At 54.1% G+C, this 21,020-nt stretch carries 20 protein-coding genes; 9 read left to right on the top strand and 11 right to left on the bottom strand.

Annotated elements, in window-relative coordinates:
• Nucleotides 1–268: 268 nt before the first annotated feature.
• The 7 genes from glmU to phoU all read left to right on the top strand — a co-directional run bounded on the left by glmU (nt 269) and on the right by phoU (nt 8,684).
• Complete coding sequence (gene glmU / locus OGX80_RS07525) at nt 269–1,639, top strand: bifunctional UDP-N-acetylglucosamine diphosphorylase/glucosamine-1-phosphate N-acetyltransferase GlmU (RefSeq protein ID WP_115182295.1); 1,371 nt, start codon at nt 269–271, stop codon at nt 1,637–1,639.
• Between the two features lie 239 nt (nt 1,640–1,878).
• Nucleotides 1,879–3,708: a glutamine--fructose-6-phosphate transaminase (isomerizing) gene (gene glmS, locus OGX80_RS07520; protein ID WP_115182296.1), complete on the top strand. Its 1,830-nt coding sequence runs from the start codon at nt 1,879–1,881 to the stop codon at nt 3,706–3,708.
• A gap of 318 nt (nt 3,709–4,026) precedes the next feature.
• On the top strand, nt 4,027–5,067 hold the full coding sequence (gene pstS / locus OGX80_RS07515; protein WP_024130085.1) for a phosphate ABC transporter substrate-binding protein PstS: 1,041 nt from the start codon (nt 4,027–4,029) through the stop codon (nt 5,065–5,067).
• Nucleotides 5,068–5,211: 144 nt separating this feature from the next.
• On the top strand, nt 5,212–6,171 hold the full coding sequence (gene pstC / locus OGX80_RS07510; protein ID WP_012000823.1) for a phosphate ABC transporter permease PstC: 960 nt from the start codon (nt 5,212–5,214) through the stop codon (nt 6,169–6,171).
• Entirely contained in the window at nt 6,171–7,061 is an 891-nt protein-coding gene (pstA, locus tag OGX80_RS07505; RefSeq protein ID WP_012000822.1) for a phosphate ABC transporter permease PstA, read from the top strand. The genes pstC and pstA overlap by 1 nt, the downstream gene beginning before the upstream one ends.
• Before the next feature lie 110 nt (nt 7,062–7,171).
• The gene (gene pstB, locus OGX80_RS07500; RefSeq protein WP_012000821.1) at nt 7,172–7,945 is read left to right on the top strand and encodes a phosphate ABC transporter ATP-binding protein PstB; all 774 of its coding nucleotides are present in this window, start codon (nt 7,172–7,174) and stop codon (nt 7,943–7,945) included.
• 13 nt (nt 7,946–7,958) lie between these two features.
• Nucleotides 7,959–8,684: a phosphate signaling complex protein PhoU gene (gene phoU, locus OGX80_RS07495; protein WP_012000820.1), complete on the top strand. Its 726-nt coding sequence runs from the start codon at nt 7,959–7,961 to the stop codon at nt 8,682–8,684.
• 121 nt (nt 8,685–8,805) lie between these two features.
• Here phoU and yieH read toward each other — a convergent pair whose 3' ends face one another.
• The gene (gene yieH / locus OGX80_RS07490) at nt 8,806–9,471 is read right to left on the bottom strand and encodes a 6-phosphogluconate phosphatase (protein ID WP_115182297.1); all 666 of its coding nucleotides are present in this window, start codon (nt 9,469–9,471) and stop codon (nt 8,806–8,808) included.
• A gap of 164 nt (nt 9,472–9,635) precedes the next feature.
• On the opposite strand from yieH, the gene adeP reads away from it, so the two are divergent.
• Nucleotides 9,636–10,973, top strand: coding sequence for an adenine permease AdeP (gene adeP, locus OGX80_RS07485; protein ID WP_012000818.1), 1,338 nt, complete (start codon nt 9,636–9,638; stop codon nt 10,971–10,973).
• Nucleotides 10,974–11,098: 125 nt separating this feature from the next.
• Here adeP and OGX80_RS07480 read toward each other — a convergent pair whose 3' ends face one another.
• From OGX80_RS07480 to OGX80_RS22395, 10 genes are all read right to left on the bottom strand, one after another.
• Nucleotides 11,099–11,665 carry an NADPH-dependent FMN reductase gene (locus tag OGX80_RS07480; protein WP_012000816.1) on the bottom strand — a complete coding sequence of 189 codons (567 nt, stop codon included), beginning with the start codon at nt 11,663–11,665 and terminating at the stop codon, nt 11,099–11,101.
• Between the two features lie 40 nt (nt 11,666–11,705).
• A complete protein-coding gene (locus OGX80_RS07475) occupies nt 11,706–12,458 on the bottom strand; it encodes a 4'-phosphopantetheinyl transferase family protein (RefSeq protein ID WP_024130084.1) in 753 nt (250 codons plus the stop codon).
• A 147-nt stretch (nt 12,459–12,605) separates the two neighbouring features.
• Nucleotides 12,606–13,565 (bottom strand): HTH-type transcriptional regulator YidZ, encoded by a 960-nt coding sequence (gene yidZ / locus OGX80_RS07470; RefSeq protein ID WP_012000814.1) that lies wholly within the window; start codon nt 13,563–13,565, stop codon nt 12,606–12,608.
• Nucleotides 13,534–14,706 (bottom strand): MFS transporter, encoded by a 1,173-nt coding sequence (locus OGX80_RS07465; protein WP_012000813.1) that lies wholly within the window; start codon nt 14,704–14,706, stop codon nt 13,534–13,536. Before OGX80_RS07465 ends, yidZ begins: the two co-directional genes overlap by 32 nt.
• A 180-nt stretch (nt 14,707–14,886) precedes the next feature.
• A complete protein-coding gene (gene mnmE, locus OGX80_RS07460; RefSeq protein WP_024130083.1) occupies nt 14,887–16,251 on the bottom strand; it encodes a tRNA uridine-5-carboxymethylaminomethyl(34) synthesis GTPase MnmE in 1,365 nt (454 codons plus the stop codon).
• A 101-nt stretch (nt 16,252–16,352) separates the two neighbouring features.
• Nucleotides 16,353–17,999 (bottom strand): membrane protein insertase YidC, encoded by a 1,647-nt coding sequence (yidC, locus tag OGX80_RS07455; protein ID WP_012000810.1) that lies wholly within the window; start codon nt 17,997–17,999, stop codon nt 16,353–16,355.
• Between the two features lie 2 nt (nt 18,000–18,001).
• Nucleotides 18,002–18,259: a membrane protein insertion efficiency factor YidD gene (yidD, locus tag OGX80_RS07450; protein ID WP_001307474.1), complete on the bottom strand. Its 258-nt coding sequence runs from the start codon at nt 18,257–18,259 to the stop codon at nt 18,002–18,004.
• Nucleotides 18,223–18,582 (bottom strand): ribonuclease P protein component, encoded by a 360-nt coding sequence (gene rnpA / locus OGX80_RS07445; RefSeq protein WP_012000809.1) that lies wholly within the window; start codon nt 18,580–18,582, stop codon nt 18,223–18,225. The genes yidD and rnpA overlap by 37 nt, the downstream gene beginning before the upstream one ends.
• Before the next feature lie 17 nt (nt 18,583–18,599).
• Nucleotides 18,600–18,740: a 50S ribosomal protein L34 gene (gene rpmH / locus OGX80_RS07440; RefSeq protein WP_000831330.1), complete on the bottom strand. Its 141-nt coding sequence runs from the start codon at nt 18,738–18,740 to the stop codon at nt 18,600–18,602.
• 228 nt (nt 18,741–18,968) lie between these two features.
• Complete coding sequence (locus OGX80_RS22395; RefSeq protein ID WP_419951021.1) at nt 18,969–19,031, bottom strand: hypothetical protein; 63 nt, start codon at nt 19,029–19,031, stop codon at nt 18,969–18,971.
• Nucleotides 19,032–19,614: 583 nt separating this feature from the next.
• On the opposite strand from OGX80_RS22395, the gene dnaA reads away from it, so the two are divergent.
• Nucleotides 19,615–21,018 carry a chromosomal replication initiator protein DnaA gene (dnaA, locus tag OGX80_RS07435; protein ID WP_060815936.1) on the top strand — a complete coding sequence of 468 codons (1,404 nt, stop codon included), beginning with the start codon at nt 19,615–19,617 and terminating at the stop codon, nt 21,016–21,018.
• Nucleotides 21,019–21,020: the final 2 nt, after the last annotated feature.

The raw sequence follows: 21,020 nt of genomic DNA, 5'->3' as shown, positions 1-21,020 counted from the left end.
TTTTTTTGCCTGAATGTTATTCCGTGCTGTCTCATCTTTATTCATGGGTCAAAAAAATAGCAAAAACATTAACCTAAGCCTTTAATGAAAGGTAAGTCTGACTTTTATGAAGACAAAAGGCAGGGTGATGAACGAAAATATCCCATTAACAAGCGGTGAAAACCCCGCGTTGAGCGTTTTCTCTTCTGCCCATTTCACGATGAAAAAAATGTAGTATTTTCAATGTGAAACGGTATAAATTCGTTCTCAAATTACAGTCAGGACGCGTATGTTGAATAGTGCTATGAGCGTAGTGATCCTTGCCGCAGGCAAAGGCACGCGTATGTATTCCGATCTTCCTAAAGTGCTGCATACCCTTGCGGGAAAAGCGATGGTTCAGCATGTCATTGATGCCGCTAATGAATTAGGCGCATCTCAGGTGCATCTGGTCTATGGCCACGGCGGCGATCTGCTTAAAAACACCCTTAAAAATGACAACCTGAACTGGGTTTTGCAGGCAGAGCAACTGGGAACGGGTCATGCGATGCAGCAGGCGGCGCCGTTCTTTAGCGATGACGAAGACATTTTAATGCTCTATGGCGATGTGCCGCTGATCTCTGTGGAAACCTTACAGCGTCTGCGTGACGCCAAACCGCAGGGCGGCATTGGTTTGTTAACCGTGAAGCTGGACGATCCGAGCGGTTACGGTCGTATTACGCGTGAGAACGGTAAAGTGACCGGCATCGTTGAGCATAAAGATGCCACCGACGAACAGCGTCAGATCCAGGAAATCAATACCGGTATCCTGATCGCTAATGGTGCGGACATGAAGCGCTGGCTGGCGAAACTGACTAACAATAATGCTCAGGGTGAATATTACATTACCGACATCATTGCGCTGGCATATCAGGAAGGCCGCGAAATCGCTGCTGTACACCCGGATCGTTTAAGCGAAGTGGAAGGCGTAAACAACCGTCTGCAACTCTCTCGTCTGGAACGCGTTTATCAGTCCGAGCAGGCTGAAAAGCTGCTGCTGGCCGGTGTGATGCTGCGCGATCCCGCGCGTTTTGACCTGCGCGGCGCTCTCACCCACGGGCGCGATGTTGAAATTGATACTAACGTTATCATCAAAGGCAACGTCACGCTGGGTCACCGCGTGAAGATTGGCGCGGGTTGCGTTATTAAAAACAGTGTAATTGGCGATGACTGTGACATCAGCCCGTACAGCGTGGTGGAAGATGCGCACCTGGAAGCGGCCTGTACTATTGGTCCGTTTGCCCGTCTGCGCCCTGGTGCGGAACTGCGGGAAGGCGCTCATGTCGGCAACTTCGTTGAAATGAAAAAAGCGCGTCTGGGGAAAGGTTCGAAAGCGGGCCACCTGAGCTATCTGGGTGATGCGGAAATTGGCGACAACGTGAATATTGGCGCGGGCACCATTACCTGCAACTACGATGGCGCAAATAAATTCAAAACGATTATTGGCGATGATGTGTTTGTCGGTTCTGATACTCAGCTGGTGGCGCCAGTTACTGTGGGTAAAGGTGCGACCATCGCCGCCGGCACAACCGTTACCCGCGACGTTGCGGATAACGAACTGGTGTTAAGCCGCGTGCCGCAGGTGCATAAGCAGGGCTGGCAGCGTCCGGTGAAGAAGAAGTAAGTCTTTTTGCCGGATGGCGGCTTTGCCTTATCCGACCTACGTTCGATGACGTTCTGTAGGCCGGATAAGCGTAAGCGCCATCCGGCAGATGAGGGATGAGGCGATAAAGATATATCGCTCGCCCAAAAGCAGTACCTATAAAAATAACCCCACTCTCTACAAGGCTCGGGGCGCCCGGAATACGGGTATACAGGTCGGCGACAACGACAGGCTTAATGCCAAAATCGGAATTAAATACTATGTGTGGAATTGTTGGCGCTATCGCGCAACGTGATGTAGCTGAAATCCTTCTCGAAGGTTTACGTCGTCTGGAATACCGTGGTTATGACTCTGCCGGTCTGGCCGTGGTTGATGCGGAAGGTCACATGACCCGTCTGCGTCGCCTTGGTAAAGTACAGATGCTGGCCCAGGCAGCGGAAGATCATCCTCTGCATGGCGGCACCGGTATTGCTCACACCCGCTGGGCGACCCACGGTGAACCTTCGGAAGCAAACGCGCATCCGCATGTTTCTGACCACATTGTGGTGGTGCATAACGGCATCATCGAAAACCATGAACCACTGCGTGAAGAACTGAAAGCGCGTGGTTATACCTTCGTTTCTGAGACCGACACCGAAGTGATTGCTCACTTAGTGCACTGGGAGCTGGAACAGGGCGGGACGCTGCGTGAAGCGGTTATGCGTGCGATTCCGCAACTGCGCGGCGCGTACGGCACGGTAATCATGGATACCCGTCACCCGGATACGCTGCTGGCGGCGCGCTCTGGCAGCCCGCTGGTTATCGGTCTGGGTATGGGCGAAAACTTTATCGCTTCCGACCAGCTGGCGCTGCTGCCGGTAACCCGTCGCTTCATCTTCCTGGAAGAAGGCGATATTGCGGAAGTGACCCGTCGTTCGGTCTCCATTTTCGATAAATCCGGCGCGGAAGTGAAACGTCAGGATATCGAATCCAGTCTGCAATATGACGCGGGCGATAAAGGTATTTACCGTCACTACATGCAGAAAGAGATCTACGAACAGCCGAATGCGATTAAAAATACGCTGACCGGGCGTATCAGCCACGGTGAAGTGGATTTAAGCGAGCTGGGGCCAAAAGCGAACGAACTGCTGTCTCAGGTTGAACATATTCAGATTATCGCCTGCGGCACGTCGTATAACTCCGGTATGGTCTCTCGCTACTGGTTTGAATCGCTGGCCGGTATTCCGTGCGACGTCGAAATCGCCTCTGAATTCCGCTATCGCAAATCTGCCGTACGTCGTAACAGCCTGATGATCACCCTGTCTCAGTCTGGCGAAACGGCGGATACCCTTGCCGGTCTGCGCCTGTCGAAAGAGCTGGGCTATCTGGGTTCTCTCGCCATCTGTAACGTTCCGGGTTCTTCCCTGGTGCGTGAATCCGATCTGGCGATGATGACCAACGCCGGGACGGAAATCGGCGTGGCCTCCACCAAAGCGTTTACCACTCAGCTGACCGTTCTGCTGATGCTGGTGGCGAAGCTGGCGCGTCTGAAAGGTCTGGATGCGTCTATCGAGCACGACATCGTTCACGGTTTGCAGGCGCTGCCGAGCCGTATCGAACAGATGCTGTCTCAGGACAAACGTATCGAAGCGCTGGCGGAAGATTTCTCTGACAAACACCATGCCCTGTTCCTGGGCCGTGGCGATCAGTATCCGATCGCGCTGGAAGGCGCGCTGAAGCTGAAAGAGATCTCTTATATTCACGCAGAAGCGTATGCGGCAGGTGAGCTGAAACACGGCCCGCTGGCGCTGATCGACGCAGATATGCCGGTTATCGTGGTGGCGCCGAACAACGAACTGCTGGAAAAACTGAAATCCAACATCGAAGAAGTCCGCGCCCGTGGCGGCCAGCTGTACGTCTTCGCCGACCAGGATGCCGGTTTTGTCAGCAGCGACAACATGCACATCATTGAGATGCCGCATGTGGAAGAGGTGATTGCACCGATCTTCTACACCGTTCCACTGCAACTGCTGGCGTATCACGTTGCGCTGATCAAAGGCACCGATGTGGACCAGCCGCGTAACCTGGCGAAATCTGTTACCGTTGAGTAATCGTGACGATGCCCTGCGAAAGCGGGGCATTTTTTCTGCGCTGTTCTGTTTTTAATCAATTCTCCCGTCGTTTTAATGTGACAAACCGTCATCTTCAGCTACTGTTTTCAGTGTCATAAAAAGAAAATTTTCATGAAATCGCATTGTCATGAAGTGAATTAACTGATTGTTTATAAATTATTTTTTCTGTGATTTATTTCATCAGTTTTCGTTGTCATAAAACTGTCATATTTCGTACATTTAACTGTCACCTGTTTGTCCTATTTTGCTCATCGTAGCCACTTAACAATGATTTACGAAAATCTTGCAGGAGACATTATGAAAGTCATGCGTACCACTGTCGCAACTGTTGTCGCCGCGACCTTATCCATGAGCGCGTTCTCTGCTTTCGCAGCAGCGAGCCTGACAGGTGCAGGTGCAACTTTCCCTGCGCCGGTGTATGCCAAATGGGCTGATACCTATCAGAAAGAGACCGGTAGCAAAGTAAACTACCAGGGTATCGGCTCCTCCGGTGGTGTAAAACAAATTACGGCTAACACCGTTGATTTCGGTGCATCCGACGCTCCGCTGTCTGACGAAAAACTGGAGCAGGAAGGTCTGTTCCAGTTCCCGACCGTCATTGGCGGCGTAGTGCTGGCGGTGAATATCCCGGGTCTGAAGTCTGGCGAACTGGTGCTGGATGGGAAAACCCTGGGTGACATCTACCTGGGTAAAATTAAGAAGTGGGATGATGAAGCCATCACCAAACTGAATCCGGGTCTGAAACTGCCTTCTCAGAACATCGCCGTTGTGCGTCGTGCAGATGGTTCCGGCACTTCTTTCGTTTTCACCAGCTACCTGGCGAAAGTGAACGAAGAGTGGAAATCTAAAGTCGGCGCTGGCTCTACCGTTAACTGGCCGACCGGTCTGGGCGGTAAAGGTAACGACGGTATCGCCGCATTCGTACAGCGTCTGCCGGGCTCTATCGGCTATGTTGAATACGCTTATGCGAAGCAGAACAACCTGGCTTACACCAAACTGATTTCAGCGGATGGTAAACCAGTAAGCCCGACCGAAGAGAGCTTTGCTAACGCCGCGAAAGGCGCTGACTGGAGCACCTCTTTCGCTCAGGATCTGACGAACCAGCAAGGTGACGATGCGTGGCCAATCACTTCCACCACCTTCATCCTGGTCCACAAAGAGCAGAAGAAACCTGAGCAGGGCGCTGAAGTGCTGAAGTTCTTCGACTGGGCATACAAAAATGGCGGCAAACAGGCGAATGACCTGGATTACGCCAGCCTGCCGGACAGCGTTGTTGAGCAGGTTCGTGCAGCATGGAAGACCAATGTGAAGGACAGCAGCGGTAAAGCGCTGTACTAATAGAATATCTTTAACGAACTGGCGGATGGCGCTACGCTTATCCGCCCTACAGTTCCGACTGTAGGCCCGATTTGTAGGCCGGATAAGCGTAGCGCCATCCGGCATGGGCAACTTCGTAAACGCGTTTAATGGAAAGAGTAATTTATGGCTGCAACCAAGCCTGCTTTTAACCCGCCGGGTAAAAAGGGTGACATGATATTCAGCGCGCTGGTAAAACTGGCTGCGCTGATTGTGCTATTGATGTTGGGTGGCATTATTGTCTCGCTGATTATCTCCTCCTGGCCAAGCATTGAGAAGTTTGGCTTCTCGTTCCTGTGGACTAAAGAGTGGGATGCGCCAAACGATATCTACGGCGCGCTGGTTCCCATTTATGGCACGCTGGTTACCTCGTTTATCGCTCTGCTGATCGCCGTTCCGGTGAGCTTCGGTATTGCCCTGTTTCTGACGGAACTGGCGCCGGGCTGGCTGCGTCGCCCGCTGGGCATCGCCATCGAACTGCTGGCGGCTATCCCCAGTATCGTCTACGGCATGTGGGGTCTGTTTATCTTCGCGCCGCTGTTTGCCACCTGGTTCCAGGAACCGGTCGGGAATATTCTTTCCAACATTCCGTTTGTTGGCGCACTGTTCTCCGGCCCGGCATTTGGTATCGGTATTCTGGCGGCGGGCGTTATTCTCGCCATTATGATCATTCCTTACATCGCGGCAGTTATGCGCGATGTCTTCGAACAAACCCCGGTGATGATGAAAGAGTCGGCCTACGGCATCGGCTGCACCACCTGGGAAGTTATCTGGCGTATCGTCCTTCCGTTCACCAAAAATGGGGTGATTGGCGGCGTTATGCTGGGACTGGGTCGTGCGCTGGGTGAAACCATGGCGGTGACCTTTATCATCGGTAACACCTACCAGCTCGACAGCGTTTCGCTGTACATGCCGGGCAACAGTATCACCTCTGCGCTGGCGAACGAATTTGCCGAAGCGGAGTCTGGTCTGCACGTTGCCGCGTTGATGGAACTGGGTCTGATTCTGTTTGTGATTACCTTCATTGTGCTGGCGATTTCTAAGCTGATGATTATGCGTCTGGCGAAGAATGAGGGGGCACGCTAATGGCTACGCTTGAAATGCAAACGACCGCAGAACTGGCGGAATCCCGCCGTAAAATGCAGGCTAAGCGCCGCACGAGAAACCGCATCGCATTGACGCTCTCAATGGCGACGATGGCGTTTGGGCTGTTCTGGCTCATCTGGATCCTGATGTCCACCATTACGCGTGGTTTCGACGGCATGTCGCTGGCGCTGTTTACCGAAATGACGCCGCCGCCGAATACCGCTGGCGGTGGTCTGGCGAACGCCCTGGCGGGGAGCGGACTGTTAATTTTGTGGGCGACGGTATTTGGTACGCCGCTTGGCATCATGGCGGGGATCTACCTGGCGGAATATGGCCGTAAATCCTGGCTTGCGGAAGTGATCCGTTTCATTAACGACATCCTGCTTTCCGCGCCGTCTATCGTGGTCGGTCTGTTTGTTTACACCATCGTGGTGGCGCAAATGGAGCACTTCTCCGGTTGGGCGGGCGTGATTGCGCTGGCGCTGCTACAGGTGCCTATCGTCATTCGTACCACAGAGAACATGCTGAAACTGGTGCCGGATAGCCTGCGTGAAGCGGCCTATGCGCTGGGGACGCCGAAATGGAAAATGATCTCGGCGATTACCCTGAAAGCCTCGATTTCCGGGATCATCACCGGCGTACTGCTGGCGGTTGCCCGTATTGCGGGTGAAACCGCGCCGCTGCTCTTTACTGCGCTTTCTAACCAGTTCTGGAGCACCGACATGATGCAGCCTATCGCTAACCTGCCGGTCACTATCTTTAAATTTGCGATGAGTCCGTTCGCGGAGTGGCAGCAACTGGCCTGGGCTGGGGTGTTGATCATTACCCTGTGCGTATTGTTGCTGAATATTCTGGCGCGCATCATTTTTGCGAAGAGTAAACACGGTTAATTTCAGGTGCCGGATGGCGGCGTAAACGTCTTATCTGGCCTACAGATGTGAACAGCGGTTAATTTTTTACGGCGCGGCCAACGGCGACGCCGAATGAGGAAGAGATTGAAATGAGTATGGTTGATACTGCTCCGGGTAAGATTCAGGTTCGTGATTTGAACTTCTACTACGGCAAATTCCATGCCCTGAAGGATATCAACCTGGATATCGCGAAGAACCAGGTCACGGCGTTTATTGGGCCGTCTGGCTGTGGTAAATCCACACTGCTGCGTACCTTTAACAAAATGTATTCGTTGTATCCAGAGCAGCGCGCGGAAGGCGAGATCCTGTTGGATGGCGATAATATTCTCACCAACACCCAGGATATCGCTCTGCTGCGTGCCAAAGTGGGGATGGTGTTCCAGAAGCCGACGCCGTTCCCGATGTCTATCTATGACAACATCGCTTTTGGCGTGCGCCTGTTTGAGAAACTGTCTCGCGCCGATATGGACGAACGCGTTCAGTGGGCGTTGACCAAAGCCGCATTATGGAACGAAACCAAAGATAAATTGCACCAGAGCGGGTACTCTCTCTCGGGTGGTCAGCAGCAGCGTCTGTGCATTGCGCGTGGTATCGCCATTCGCCCGGAAGTTCTGCTGTTGGATGAGCCGTGTTCAGCGCTGGACCCGATTTCCACCGGGCGTATTGAAGAGCTGATCACTGAGCTGAAGCAGGACTACACCGTGGTGATCGTGACGCACAACATGCAGCAGGCTGCGCGTTGTTCCGACCACACGGCGTTTATGTATCTGGGCGAGTTGATTGAGTTCAGCAACACGGACGATCTGTTCACTAAGCCCGCTAAAAAGCAAACCGAAGATTATATTACTGGCCGCTACGGTTGATTTGGAGCTAACCATGGACAACCTAAACCTTAACAAACACATTTCCGGCCAGTTCAACGCAGAACTGGAAAGCATCCGCACCCAGGTGATGACCATGGGCGGCATGGTGGAGCAACAGCTTTCTGATGCGATCACCGCGATGCATAATCAGGATAGCGAACTGGCGAAACGCGTTATTGACGGCGATAAGCACGTCAACATGATGGAAGTGGCGATCGATGAAGCGTGCGTGCGCATCATTGCCAAACGCCAGCCGACAGCGAGCGACCTGCGCCTGGTGATGGCGATCATCAAAACCATCGCTGAACTGGAGCGCATTGGCGACGTGGCGGACAAAATTTGTCGTACCGCGCTGGAGAAATTCTCCCACCAGCACCAGCCGCTGCTGGTGAGCCTGGAGTCGCTGGGGCGTCACACCGTACAGATGCTGCATGACGTGCTGGACGCGTTCGCGCGAATGGATATTGACGAAGCGGTGCGTATCTACCGTGAAGACAAGAAAGTTGACCAGGAATACGAAGGTATCGTGCGTCAGCTGATGACCTACATGATGGAAGATTCGCGCACCATTCCAAGCGTGCTGACCGCGCTGTTCTGCGCACGCTCCATTGAGCGCATCGGCGACCGTTGCCAGAATATCTGCGAGTACATCTTCTACTTCGTGAAGGGACAGGATTTCCGCCACGTCGGCGGTGACGAGCTGGATAAACTGCTGGCGGGGAAAGATCCGAAGGAATAAGCGGCTTGTTGCGTTCGCCGGGATCCCCCGGCGTCGCTATTGTAGGCCGGATAAGGCGTTACGCCGCATCCGGCATTCTGCGCCATTCGCCTGATGGCGCTTTGCTTATCAGGCCTACGGTTTAATCGACGATATTCCAACCCCGCGCCTTCCACAATCCCGGCAACTGTGCCAGATCGGTAAACGTCGTTACTTTCGGATGATCGATCGGTTTGTTGTGCGGATCGGCGCAGAAGTAGAACACCTCCATTCCCGCATCGATTCCCGACCGGGCGCCGGCACTGGAATCATCCACCAGAATGCAATTCTCCACGTTAACGTTCATGGCTTTTGCCGCGTGGAACATCAGAGCCGGATCGGGCTTCCAGCGTTGAATGTCATAGCCGCTGAACAATTTTTCTGGAAAATGATGCAACATGCCCAGCTTGCCCAGTGAATGCTGCATTTTGCTGACCGGGCCGTTAGAGACGACGCACATCGGCACCGTCATGCTGTCCAGCAGCGCATTCGCCCCTGCGATCACCTCCAGTTCTGAGTCGAACAGGCGTGCGACCTCGGCGCGGTAAACGGGTTCTAAATCCGCTTTTGCTAACGACACACTCTGTTCCTCGTTAATGATATCGATGATTTCGTAGAGTTTTACGCCTTTAAAGCGTTTGAACACCTCTTCGAGATCGAGCGTGATGCCGAATTCCTGGAACATCGCGACATACGCGCGGGAGCAAATGACTTCACTGTCGACCAGCGTACCGTCGCAGTCGAAAAATACCGCTTGAATCTGGGACATGCTTTCTTTTCTCGCTAGTTTAACGTTTTCGTAATGCCTTATTGTGCGACGCAATCGTTGCCGTATAAGCAAATTCAATGAAAAAAGTGTCTCACAACTGCCCTTATTGTCGCATTTTGGTATAGGATAGCGACGAATTTTCCCTCCTTGTTCGGAAATAGATAATGAGTCAACAACACACCACCCAGACTTCTGGTCAGGGTATGCTGGAACGCGTGTTTAAACTGCGCGAACATGGCACGACGGCACGAACCGAAGTGATCGCCGGTTTTACCACCTTCCTGACGATGGTTTACATCGTTTTTGTTAACCCGCAGATTCTTGGCGTTGCTGGCATGGACACCAGCGCCGTCTTCGTTACCACCTGTCTTATCGCGGCGTTCGGCAGCATTCTGATGGGGCTGTTTGCTAATTTACCGGTCGCGCTGGCGCCGGCTATGGGTCTGAACGCGTTTTTCGCCTTCGTGGTCGTTGGCGCGATGGGGCTGTCCTGGCAGGTTGGTATGGGCGCAATCTTCTGGGGAGCGATCGGCCTGCTGCTGCTGACCATCTTCCGCGTGCGTTACTGGATGATTGCTAACATTCCGGTCAGTCTGCGCGTGGGCATCACCAGCGGTATCGGCCTGTTTATCGGCATGATGGGGCTGAAAAACGCAGGCGTTATCGTCGCGAACCCGGAAACCCTGGTGAGCATCGGTAATCTGACCTCTCACAGCGTACTGCTCGGCGTGCTGGGCTTCTTCATCATCGCTATTCTGGCATCACGTAACATTCATGCCGCCGTGCTGGTCTCTATTATTGTAACGACGCTGCTCGGCTGGATGATGGGTGATGTGCATTACAACGGCATTGTCTCTGCGCCGCCAAGCGTTAGCTCTGTGATCGGGCATGTGGATCTGGCGGGCTCGTTTAACATTGGTCTGGCTGGCGTGATTTTCTCCTTCATGCTGGTGAACCTGTTCGACTCCTCCGGCACGCTGATTGGCGTTACCGACAAAGCCGGTCTGGCTGATGAGAAAGGTAAATTCCCGCGGATGAAGCAGGCGCTGTTCGTCGATAGCGTCTCTTCTGTGACCGGGGCGTTTATTGGAACCTCGTCGGTTACTGCCTATATCGAGTCCTCATCCGGCGTATCCGTCGGCGGGCGCACGGGCCTGACCGCCGTTGTTGTCGGTTTGCTGTTCCTGCTGGTTATCTTCCTGTCGCCGCTGGCGGGAATGGTGCCGGGTTATGCCGCTGCCGGGGCGCTGATCTATGTTGGCGTACTGATGACTTCCAGTCTGGCGCGCGTGAAATGGCAGGACCTTACCGAGTCTGTTCCGGCGTTTATTACTGCCGTGATGATGCCGTTCAGCTTCTCGATTACCGAAGGTATCGCGCTGGGCTTTATCTCTTACTGTGTGATGAAAATCGGCACCGGACGTCTGCGTGAGCTGAGCCCTTGCGTGGTGGTTGTGGCGTTGTTGTTTGTGCTGAAGATTGTGTTTATCGACGCGCACTAATTGCCGCTGATACGGCGCTGCGCGAGGTGTCCAGGCCTGACAAGCGTAGCGCCATCAGGCAAATTTGATAGCCGGATGGCGGCCAAACGCCTTATCCGGCCTGCGGTCCTACGCGCGCGCTGTTATCACGCTTTAACGCGCTGAATGTAATCGCCAAACGCGGTTAGCTGGCCGGTAAGATGATCAATCGTGCTTTGATCAACCACTTCCCCGGTTTGCGGGTCAACTTTGTTCTGAATCACGCCGCCCATAAACTCCGGTTTGTTCATTACCATCGCATCAAGGAATACCAGAATCTGGCGCAGATGATACTGACAGCGAGCGCCGCCGATTGCCCCCATTGAGCTGGTCTGGATCAGCACCGGTTTCCCGGCTAACGGCTGTTCTGGCAGGCGGGACAGCCAGTCGATCGCGTTTTTCAGTCCGCCAGGCACCGAGTAGTTGTATTCCGGTGTGACGATGACGACGCCGTCCGCTTTACGGATTTGCTCCGCCAGCGCTTCAACGCTCGCCGGGAACCCCTCTTCCTGCTGCACATCAGCGTCATACAGCGGAATATCGCCAATCGAAGGTAATGCGCTGACCTCCATGCCTGCCGGGGCAATTTTCGGCAGCGTGCGGGCGACCATACCGTTAAATGAACCTTTGCGCAGGCTCCCCAGTAACGTAACAACATTCAACGTTTCGGACATGATTACTCCTTTTCATCATGGCGGCCGGGACAGGGCCGAATCAGCTAAGTGTATAAGATGACTTTGCTGTGGATAATTGAGCGAATCGCATCAGGCGACCGGTAGGTTCATTCGCCCGGGTCTGGATATCGGCCAGGCTTTTCCATCCTTGCTTACTATCAAACTCCCAAACATTCAGTTTTTCAATGGCTGGCGTAACCGCCACCGACCAGACCAGAATATCTTCCGCGTCGCATATTGCCTCCACCTGCGTAACGTGGGCGCATTTCAGGCGGCCTGCGCCGGGAAGGAGTTGGAGTTCACGCGGATCGTCATTCAGTACGTCACCGGTTAGCTTTAGCACGCTCTGGCGTAAGGTGATCAGTTGCGCGCGCGCTTCGTTGGGATCGCTCTGATTGTTGATCCACAGATTTTCGTTGCTGGAGAACGCCGGGCTCTCGGCTGAGAGTGGGCTATGGAAGCCTCGCATGGCTCGCTGTAATTCCATATCCAGGCCGCATTCCCCCTCCGTTGTCAGCGCCACGCCTACCATATTCCCGGCATATGAGATGGAGAACGCAGGCAGATTTTTATCGCGAAAGACAGGCTTCCCTTTGGCCTGAATAGCAATTTCTGGCAGCTCGCTGGTTCCGTAGAGCATAAACATCAGTTCAGCGAGTAAGCCGCGTGAAGCCAAAAAACGTGTCCGGCGGTGAGCGGGAAGGTTTCTGGCTTCGATGTGGCATGGAGAAGGCAGACGGACTGAAATCAGGTGTCCCTCCGTAAGAATCCCTCTGGCAAAATGTGTCGCCATTTTTCGCTCCGTGATTAATGGTCCGTGATTATTACGAGAGTAACATTTACGTAGATTATGGACAGGTTTTACTGGTCAAAAGTTCGACGAAAACAGCGGCGCTTACGCGACTTTTACATTTCTGACGCGGTCGTGGTTAATTTACCGTCAGGAGAGGTGGCTATAGAGCGTTTTGATGGTCTCTTTTAACCAGATAATTTTAGGGTTATGGCTGTTACGTTTATGCCAAAGGAGGGTAAAAGGCACCATCAGCTTTTCTCGCTGGGCGGCGTCAAAAGGGAGAGGACGCGCGACCAACGGGAGCTGGTGGAGCTGGTTATAACGCTGGCAGTAGAGAGGCGCGGTCGCCAGCAGCGAGTGGTTCGGCTGGGCGGCCATAAACAGCGATTGTTCAAACCCCGGTAAACTTAAGGCGATATTGCGTTTGCGGCCCATCTCCTGCAATACATCATCCAGCGCCCAGGTGTCGCTTTGCTCCCAGCAAATGCTGATATGCGGATAGCGTAAAAATGTTTCCAGATTCCACTCTTCTTGTAGCGCCGGGTGATCTTCCCGCAGCCAGACCCAGGGGAGGTCGCTGAACAGGACTTCAAAATCGATAGACAGCGGTAGCAGGCTGAGAAGCTCCCGCGAACGGGGATGGCTCTCCCTTCCGGTAAAGCCGAGATCCACCTCGCCGCGTGTGATGGCATCCAGCGAGTCGTAATCCCAGTTACGAACCTTGATTGTGGCCTGCGGATAGCGCTGATAAATCTGCTGCGACAGAGAATTGAACATGATCATTACCAGCGGCGATTCTGCCGCCAGTTCAAATTTCAGGCCGCGTGGCGATTCGTGATGCGGTTTATCAAGCAGCTGATTGCTCATCTGCATCCAGTCCGCCAGGCTTTGTTCCATATTGACCATCAGCGGCGTCGGCGTCAGCCCCAGCGGCGTGTTCACAAACAGCGGGTCATCAAACCATGTTCGCAGCTTTGACAACGATTTACTCACCGCCGAGGGCGTGACGTTCATCCGCTTCGCCGCTTTGGTGACGCTGCGCTCCTGCATCAGAAGCTGCAAACATAACAACAGATTAAGATCGAGACTGGTGATGGATTTTTTCATAGTGCGCTGCGGGCTGTATGGTCATCAGTAACAGGATACAGACCATGCTACAGCCAATCAGAATCCCGATCAGCATATTCAGGGCGTTAAAGCCAATGACTGCCGCCAGCCATATCCATAGCGATGACCCGCAGACCTGTGCAATGCCGAGTACAGAGCTTGCGACGCCAGCACGCAGTGAGAATGGGCCTAATGCCTGGCTCATCGCCACGCCAAAGCCAACTGAAAACCCCGCGCAGATGAGCGTCAGGCCAAAGAGCGTGACGGCGTGAGAGGATGAGAGGCTGAGTACGATGCCCGCAGCCAGAAACAGCCCTTGCGACGTGAGCATCAGCGTGCGCGGTTTAAATACGCTCAGCGCAAAGGGCGTTGAGAACGACACCGCCATGCTGATGCCTGCCGTCAGCGCCATTGTGGTGGCGTATTCACCGCGATCAAAGCCCATCATTTCCATGAGCAACACCGGCGAGGTGTTTACAAATGTGAGGATCACCGACACGCTCAACGTGGTGATCGCCAGACGGCTGAGGAAAAAGCGGTTGAGCAGCGACTCTGCATTTTGCTGAGGGCGCGAGGTCGATGAGCATGTTGCCGGGCGCGTTTCTTTCAGGATAAACACCGAGAGCAGGCATACCGCGATACCCATCGCTATCATCGTGTAAAACAGACTTTGCCACGGGAATTTAAGCATAATCAAATGCCCTAACACTGGCGCTAATACCGGCACAATGCAGGTAATTCCGTTTAATAGCGATAACACCTTTGCCCGGCGGCGATCGTCAAGCGTGTCGCGCAGAATCGCAAACGCCACCACATAACAGCACCCCGCCCCGATGCCCTGAATAAAGCGCCCGGTCAGGAACAGCGACCCGTCCGTTGCTCGTGAGCAAAGCATGGAGGCGATGATGAATATCACCGCGCCCGCTATCGCCACCGGTTTGCGCCCTGACTGGTCTGCAACTTTACCCGCAAACAGCATTGCGGTAGCCATCCCGGCCAGGTATACCGAAAACGCGATGTGCAGCTGCGCCTCGCTGGCGTTCAGATCGGCGGCAATACGGGGTAAACCGACCAGATACATGTCGATACCGGCTGGGTAGAGTAAAACAAGGGCAAAACTACAGATTAGAAAGCGGGTCATAGCGTCCTCACAATAAGCGTGGCGCTAAGAATACGGGGAGCTTTTCAGTGACGCGAGTTGCCATTTGGACAACGGTGATTTCCTGTGAGGAAATTTATTATTGCCGGATGGCGGCTTTGCCTTATCCGGCCTACAGATTTAGTCGGCCCGGTAAGCGTAGCGCCACCGGGCAAAACAACATCACTTGCCAATACAGAAGCTGGAGAAAATACGGCCCAGCAGATCGTCGGAGGTAAACTCGCCGGTGATCTCACTCAGCGCCTGCTGCGCCAGACGCAGCTCCTCCGCCAGCAGTTCGCCAGCCCAGGCGCCAAGCAGCTGTGATTTGCCCTGCTGGAGATGTTCTGCGGCTTCTGCCAGCGCCTGAAGATGGCGACGGCGGGCAAGGAAGCCGCCTTCCATATTGGTGTCAAAGCCCATGCTTTGTTTGAGATGGTTACGCAATACGTCCACGCCTTCGCCGGTACGGGCGGAAAGACGGACAAGTGAGTGACCATTCACCTCGCTGATACCCAGCGTCTCGCCAGTGATGTCAGCTTTGTTGCGCACAACGGTGATCGGCAGTTTCGCCGGTAAACGGGCGATAAAGTCCGGCCAGATTTCCGCCGGATCAACGGCATCGGTGGTTGTGCCATCTACCATAAACAGCACGCGGTCGGCCTGTTCTATCTCCTGCCAGGCGCGCTCAATCCCAATACGTTCCACTTCATCGCTGGCATCGCGCAGACCGGCGGTATCGATGATGTGCAGCGGCATTCCGTCGATGTGAATATGCTCGCGCAGCACGTCGCGGGTGGTGCCAGCGATATCGGTGACAATGGCGGCCTCACGGCCCGCCAGGGCGTTCAGCAGGCTCGATTTCCCGGCGTTAGGGCGTCCGGCAATGACCACCTTCATCCCTTCACGCAGCAGGCTGCCCTGACGCGCTTCGGCGCGTACCGCATCAAGATCGGCGATCACGCCGTTGAGCTGGGCTTCAATTTTGCCGTCGGAGAGGAAGTCGATCTCCTCGTCCGGGAAGTCAATGGCTGCTTCCACATAGATGCGCAGGTGAGTGAGTGCTTCCACAAGATGATTCACACGCGCGGAAAATGCCCCCTGTAGCGAGTTCAGCGCCGAGCGTGCCGCCTGCTCGGAACTGGCGTCGATCAGGTCGGCAATCGCTTCTGCCTGGGCTAAGTCGAGCTTGTCATTGAGGAACGCGCGCTCGGAAAACTCGCCCGGTCTGGCAATGCGCAGGCCGGGGAGCGTCAGAATACGTTTTAACAGCAGGTCGAGAATGACCGGGCCGCCATGCCCTTGCAGTTCCAGTACATCTTCACCAGTGAACGAGTTCGGGCCGGGAAACCACAGCGCGATCCCCTGATCCAGCGCCGTGCCATCGGCATCTTTAAACGGCAGGTAATCGGCGTAACGCGGTTTTGGTAGCTTGCCCAATACGGCTTCGGCCACCTCGCGCGCCTTGAGGCCGGAAATGCGCAGGATACCGACGCCACCGCGTCCCGGTGGGGTAGCCTGGGCGACGATAGTGTCGTTATGGCTCATGATCTTCTCTTTTTTGCTAATAAAAAAGGCGGTCAATTGACCGCCCTGTCATCGCTGTTCTGATTGCCGGGTGGCGCTACGCTTACCCGGCTTACATGGAATCAGGAGCTTTTCTTCTCGCGGCTATGCAGGCCACGTTTCTCCAGACCACGGTAAATCAGCTGCTGCTGGATGATGGTTACCAGGTTGCTGACGATATAGTACAGCACCAGACCGGACGGGAACCACAGGAAGAATACCGTGAAGATGACCGGCATAAAGGTCATGATCTTCTGCTGCATCGGGTCGGTCACGGTGGTCGGAGACATCTTCTGGATGAAGAACATCGTCACGCCCATCAGGATCGGCAGGATGTAGTACGGGTCCTGTGCGGACAAGTCATGGATCCACAGTGCGAACGGCGCATGACGCAGTTCAATGGAGCCCATCAGCATGTAGTACAACGCCAGGAAGATAGGCATCTGGATGATCAGCGGGAAGCAGCCGCCCAGCGGGTTAACCTTCTCAGCTTTGTACAGGGCCATCATTTCCTGGCTCTGACGCTGTTTGTCATCGCCCAGACGCTCGCGCATAGCCTGAATCTTCGGCTGTAGCATACGCATCTTCGCCATGGAGGTGTACTGCGCTTTTGTCAGCGGGTACATGATGCCACGAACGATAAAGGTGATAACGATGATGGAGAAGCCCCAGTTACCCAGGAAGCTATGAATCCATTTCAGCAGTTTGAACAGCGGCTGAGAGATGAACCACAGCCAACCGTAATCAACGGTCAGATCCAGGTGCGGTGCAACGGCCGCCATTTTATCCTGAATTTCCGGGCCAACCCACAGGGTGCTGGTCATGGCGCCAGTCTGACCCGGCTGTACCAGAACCGGCTGAGATTTATAGCCGATAGCGGCAATGCCGTTACCCAGATTAGCGGTATAGAAGTTATTGGTGCCGTCGTTACGTGGAATCCATGCCGTTGCGAAGTACTGCTGCAACATGGCGACCCAACCGCCGTTGGAGCTGACGTTCAGGTTTTCGTTATCGGCAATGGTGTCGAATTTGTATTTTTCGTACTTCTCATCCGGCGTGGAGTACGCCGCGCCACGGAAGGTATGCAGTGCAAAGTTGCTGCTACCGGTGTCGCGATGAGACGGCAGATTGATGGATTGCTTCAACTGACCAAAGGTGGAGATCTCCAGCGGTTTCTCACCGGCGTTCTGCACGCTGTAGTTGACGTTGACCGCATATTCACCGCGTTTGAGGACAAACGTTTTGGTGAAGGTGTTGCCAGCGGCGTCAGTCCAGGTCATCGGAACATGCAGTTCGTTCTGGCCATCCGCGAGGACAAACGTGTCGTTATCGACGCTGTACAGCGGACGCGGACCGTTAGCCGGGTTATCCGGGCCGTCACGACCGGTCAGGCCGCTCTGCGCCTGGTAGATAAACTGCGGAGTCGTTTCCAGCAACTGGAACGGTTCTTTAGAACCCAACTCTTTCGGGTAAGTTGGCAGCAAGGCCTGCTCAACATCACCGCCACGGGTGTTGATGGTCAGATCAAGCACGTCGGTCTTAACCGTAATCAGTTTCCCCTGGCCACTGGCCGGTACGCCCTGGTCGGCGGCGCTACCCGCTGCGGTGGTCGTTGTCTGCGTGGTCTGTTGGGTCTGAGGCTGCGGATTTTTATCCTGCTCCCAGGCTTGCCAGATCATGAAAGACACGAACAGCAAAGCGATGACTAAAAGATTGCGTTGCGAATCCATCGTTAGTGTTCTCTGGTATCAAATGGTCCGGGCGGGACGGGATCGTCACCACCAGGGTGTAAAGGGTGGCATTTTAATACGCGTTTCACCGTCAACCAACTGCCTTTTATCACTCCAAACCTGCGCAATGCCTCAATTCCGTAGCTTGAGCAGGTTGGCGTGAAACGGCAATGCGGCCCAAGCAGCGGACTGATCAGGCGTTGATAGACCCGTATAAGGGCTATCAGGACCCGCGAGCCAGGCGACAGTGGCGGCGCCATAATTTTTCCAACGCTTCCGAGAGAGCACGGTTATCGAGGTCGGCAACCCCTTTTTTCGCCACCACCACGAAATCCATTGCAGGGAGTTCATGTTGACGCAGACGGAAGCTTTCACGCGTCAGACGTTTAATCCGATTGCGTTCATGCGCGCGTCGAACGTTTTTCTTGGCGACGGTTAGACCGATGCGGGGATGCCCCAGCGAATTCAGGCGGCCGAGAATGGTGATTTGCGGCGTGCCAGCCCGTTGTGGCTGCTGGAAGACAAATGTGAAATGACTGGGAGTTAACAAACGTAACTCCCTGGGAAATGCGAGCTTAACCACTCAGGGGTTAGCTTTTATTACTTGGAAACGGTCAGACGAGCGCGGCCTTTAGCACGACGACGTGCCAGAACCTGACGACCATTTTTAGTAGCCATACGAGCACGGAAGCCGTGAGAACGGTTGCGCTTCAGTACAGACGGTTGAAAAGTGCGTTTCATGGCGATTTCTACCTAAACTTGAATAAATTCACTGACTTTTGCGTATACCCGAACGATTATCGAACGACTTACGCCTCAGCGTGGGTGATTAAAGAGGCCGGATTGTAATAATTGTACACTCCAGAGTCAATTCTCTTTCCTTAAAACCCTGCGTTTTTCCGCACCTTTTCGCGCGAAAAACAAGCAGCGCTAACGCCGTACGATGGGCATTGTACAACGGGTGGAGGATTATACGGACTGCCGAACAAAGCGCAAGGATCGCACGGGATCTTTATTAGATCGTTTATGCAGTATCAGGCTGTGCCCTCAATTGATCGTGAACGTCGCTGGCGATTATTTTGGCCCAGGGCAAGGCGCGAACCGTGGGGTTTGGGGGCCCAAATGCGCGGAGAGCAACGCGGCAATGGGCCAAAATAGTCCCAGCCCTTCGGGACGCGTGCCAGAAACGCGTACTCTGCGTTGTCAGGCTTGAACATAGGCCCACTATGTCCAGCGCCTTCCGCCTTGACTACGCGTTTCTGGCTCAGCGTCGACGCCACGCGCAATTGAGGGCACAGCCTGGCATCTTTACTCATTAATTTTTTCAATATGCGCGCGAAATCGTGCAGCACTTCGCCTGGATCGTTTACACTTACCCGGTTCTGGATCATCCTGTGGATAAATCGGGAAGAATCTGTGAGAAACAGAAGATCTCTTGCTCAGTTTAGGCTATGATCCGCGGTCCTGATCGTTTCAACGGATCCTGATCGGGTAAAATTGCAGATAGCAATTCGCACGTCACCCTTTTATGCACAGGGTCTTTTCGACGTGCGTCAACAATCATGAATGTTTCAGCCTTTGTCATTTATCGACTTTTGTTCGAGTGGAGTCCGCCGTGTCACTTTCGCTTTGGCAGCAGTGTCTTGCCCGATTGCAGGATGAGTTACCAGCCACAGAATTCAGTATGTGGATACGCCCGTTGCAGGCGGAACTGAGCGATAACACGCTGGCTTTGTATGCGCCAAACCGTTTTGTGCTCGATTGGGTAAGAGACAAGTACCTCAATAATATCAATGGACTGCTGAATAATTTCTGCGGAGCGGATGCCCCACAACTGCGTTTTGAGGTCGGGACGAAACCCGTCACTCAAACGCTCAAAACGCCGGTCAACAATGTTGTTGCGCCTGCGCAGGTCGCTCAGGCGCAGCCACAGCGTGCGGCGCCAGCCGCGGCGCGCCCGGGCTGGGATAACGTGCCGGCTCCGGCAGAACCGACCTACCGCTCTAACGTTAACGTGAAACACACGTTTGATAACTTCGTCGAAGGTAAATCCAACCAACTGGCGCGCGCGGCGGCGCGTCAGGTGGCGGACAACCCCGGCGGCGCCTACAATCCCTTGTTCCTCTACGGCGGCACCGGTCTGGGTAAAACTCACCTGTTGCATGCGGTGGGCAACGGCATTATGGCGCGCAAACCGAATGCGAAAGTGGTGTATATGCACTCCGAGCGCTTTGTGCAGGACATGGTTAAAGCCTTGCAAAACAACGCGATCGAAGAGTTTAAACGCTACTACCGTTCCGTTGACGCACTGCTTATTGATGACATTCAATTCTTCGCCAATAAAGAACGATCCCAGGAAGAGTTTTTCCACACCTTTAACGCCCTGTTAGAAGGTAATCAGCAGATCATTTTGACGTCGGATCGTTATCCAAAAGAGATCAACGGCGTTGAAGATCGTCTGAAATCCCGCTTCGGTTGGGGGTTGACGGTGGCGATCGAACCGCCTGAGCTGGAAACCCGCGTGGCGATCCTGATGAAAAAAGCGGACGAAAATGATATTCGTTTGCCTGGTGAGGTGGCGTTCTTTATTGCCAAGCGACTACGCTCTAACGTGCGTGAGCTGGAAGGGGCGCTGAACCGCGTGATCGCTAACGCTAACTTTACCGGACGCGCTATCACTATCGACTTTGTGCGTGAAGCGCTGCGCGATCTGCTGGCGTTGCAGGAAAAGCTGGTCACCATCGACAATATCCAGAAGACGGTGGCGGAGTATTACAAAATTAAAATCGCGGATCTGCTTTCCAAGCGTCGATCTCGCTCGGTAGCGCGCCCGCGTCAGATGGCTATGGCGCTGGCAAAGGAGCTCACCAACCACAGTCTGCCGGAAATTGGCGACGCGTTTGGTGGACGTGACCACACTACCGTACTTCATGCCTGCCGTAAAATTGAGCAGCTGCGTGAAGAAAGCCATGATATTAAAGAAGATTTCTCAAACTTAATCAGAACATTATCTTCGTGACG

It is taken from the genome of Citrobacter sp. CK194 (assembly GCF_030333395.1).
Taxonomy (GTDB): domain Bacteria; phylum Pseudomonadota; class Gammaproteobacteria; order Enterobacterales; family Enterobacteriaceae; genus Citrobacter_B; species Citrobacter_B koseri.
The sequence above is the reverse complement of the archived record's forward strand: the minus strand, read 5'-3'. Positions and strand labels throughout refer to the sequence as shown.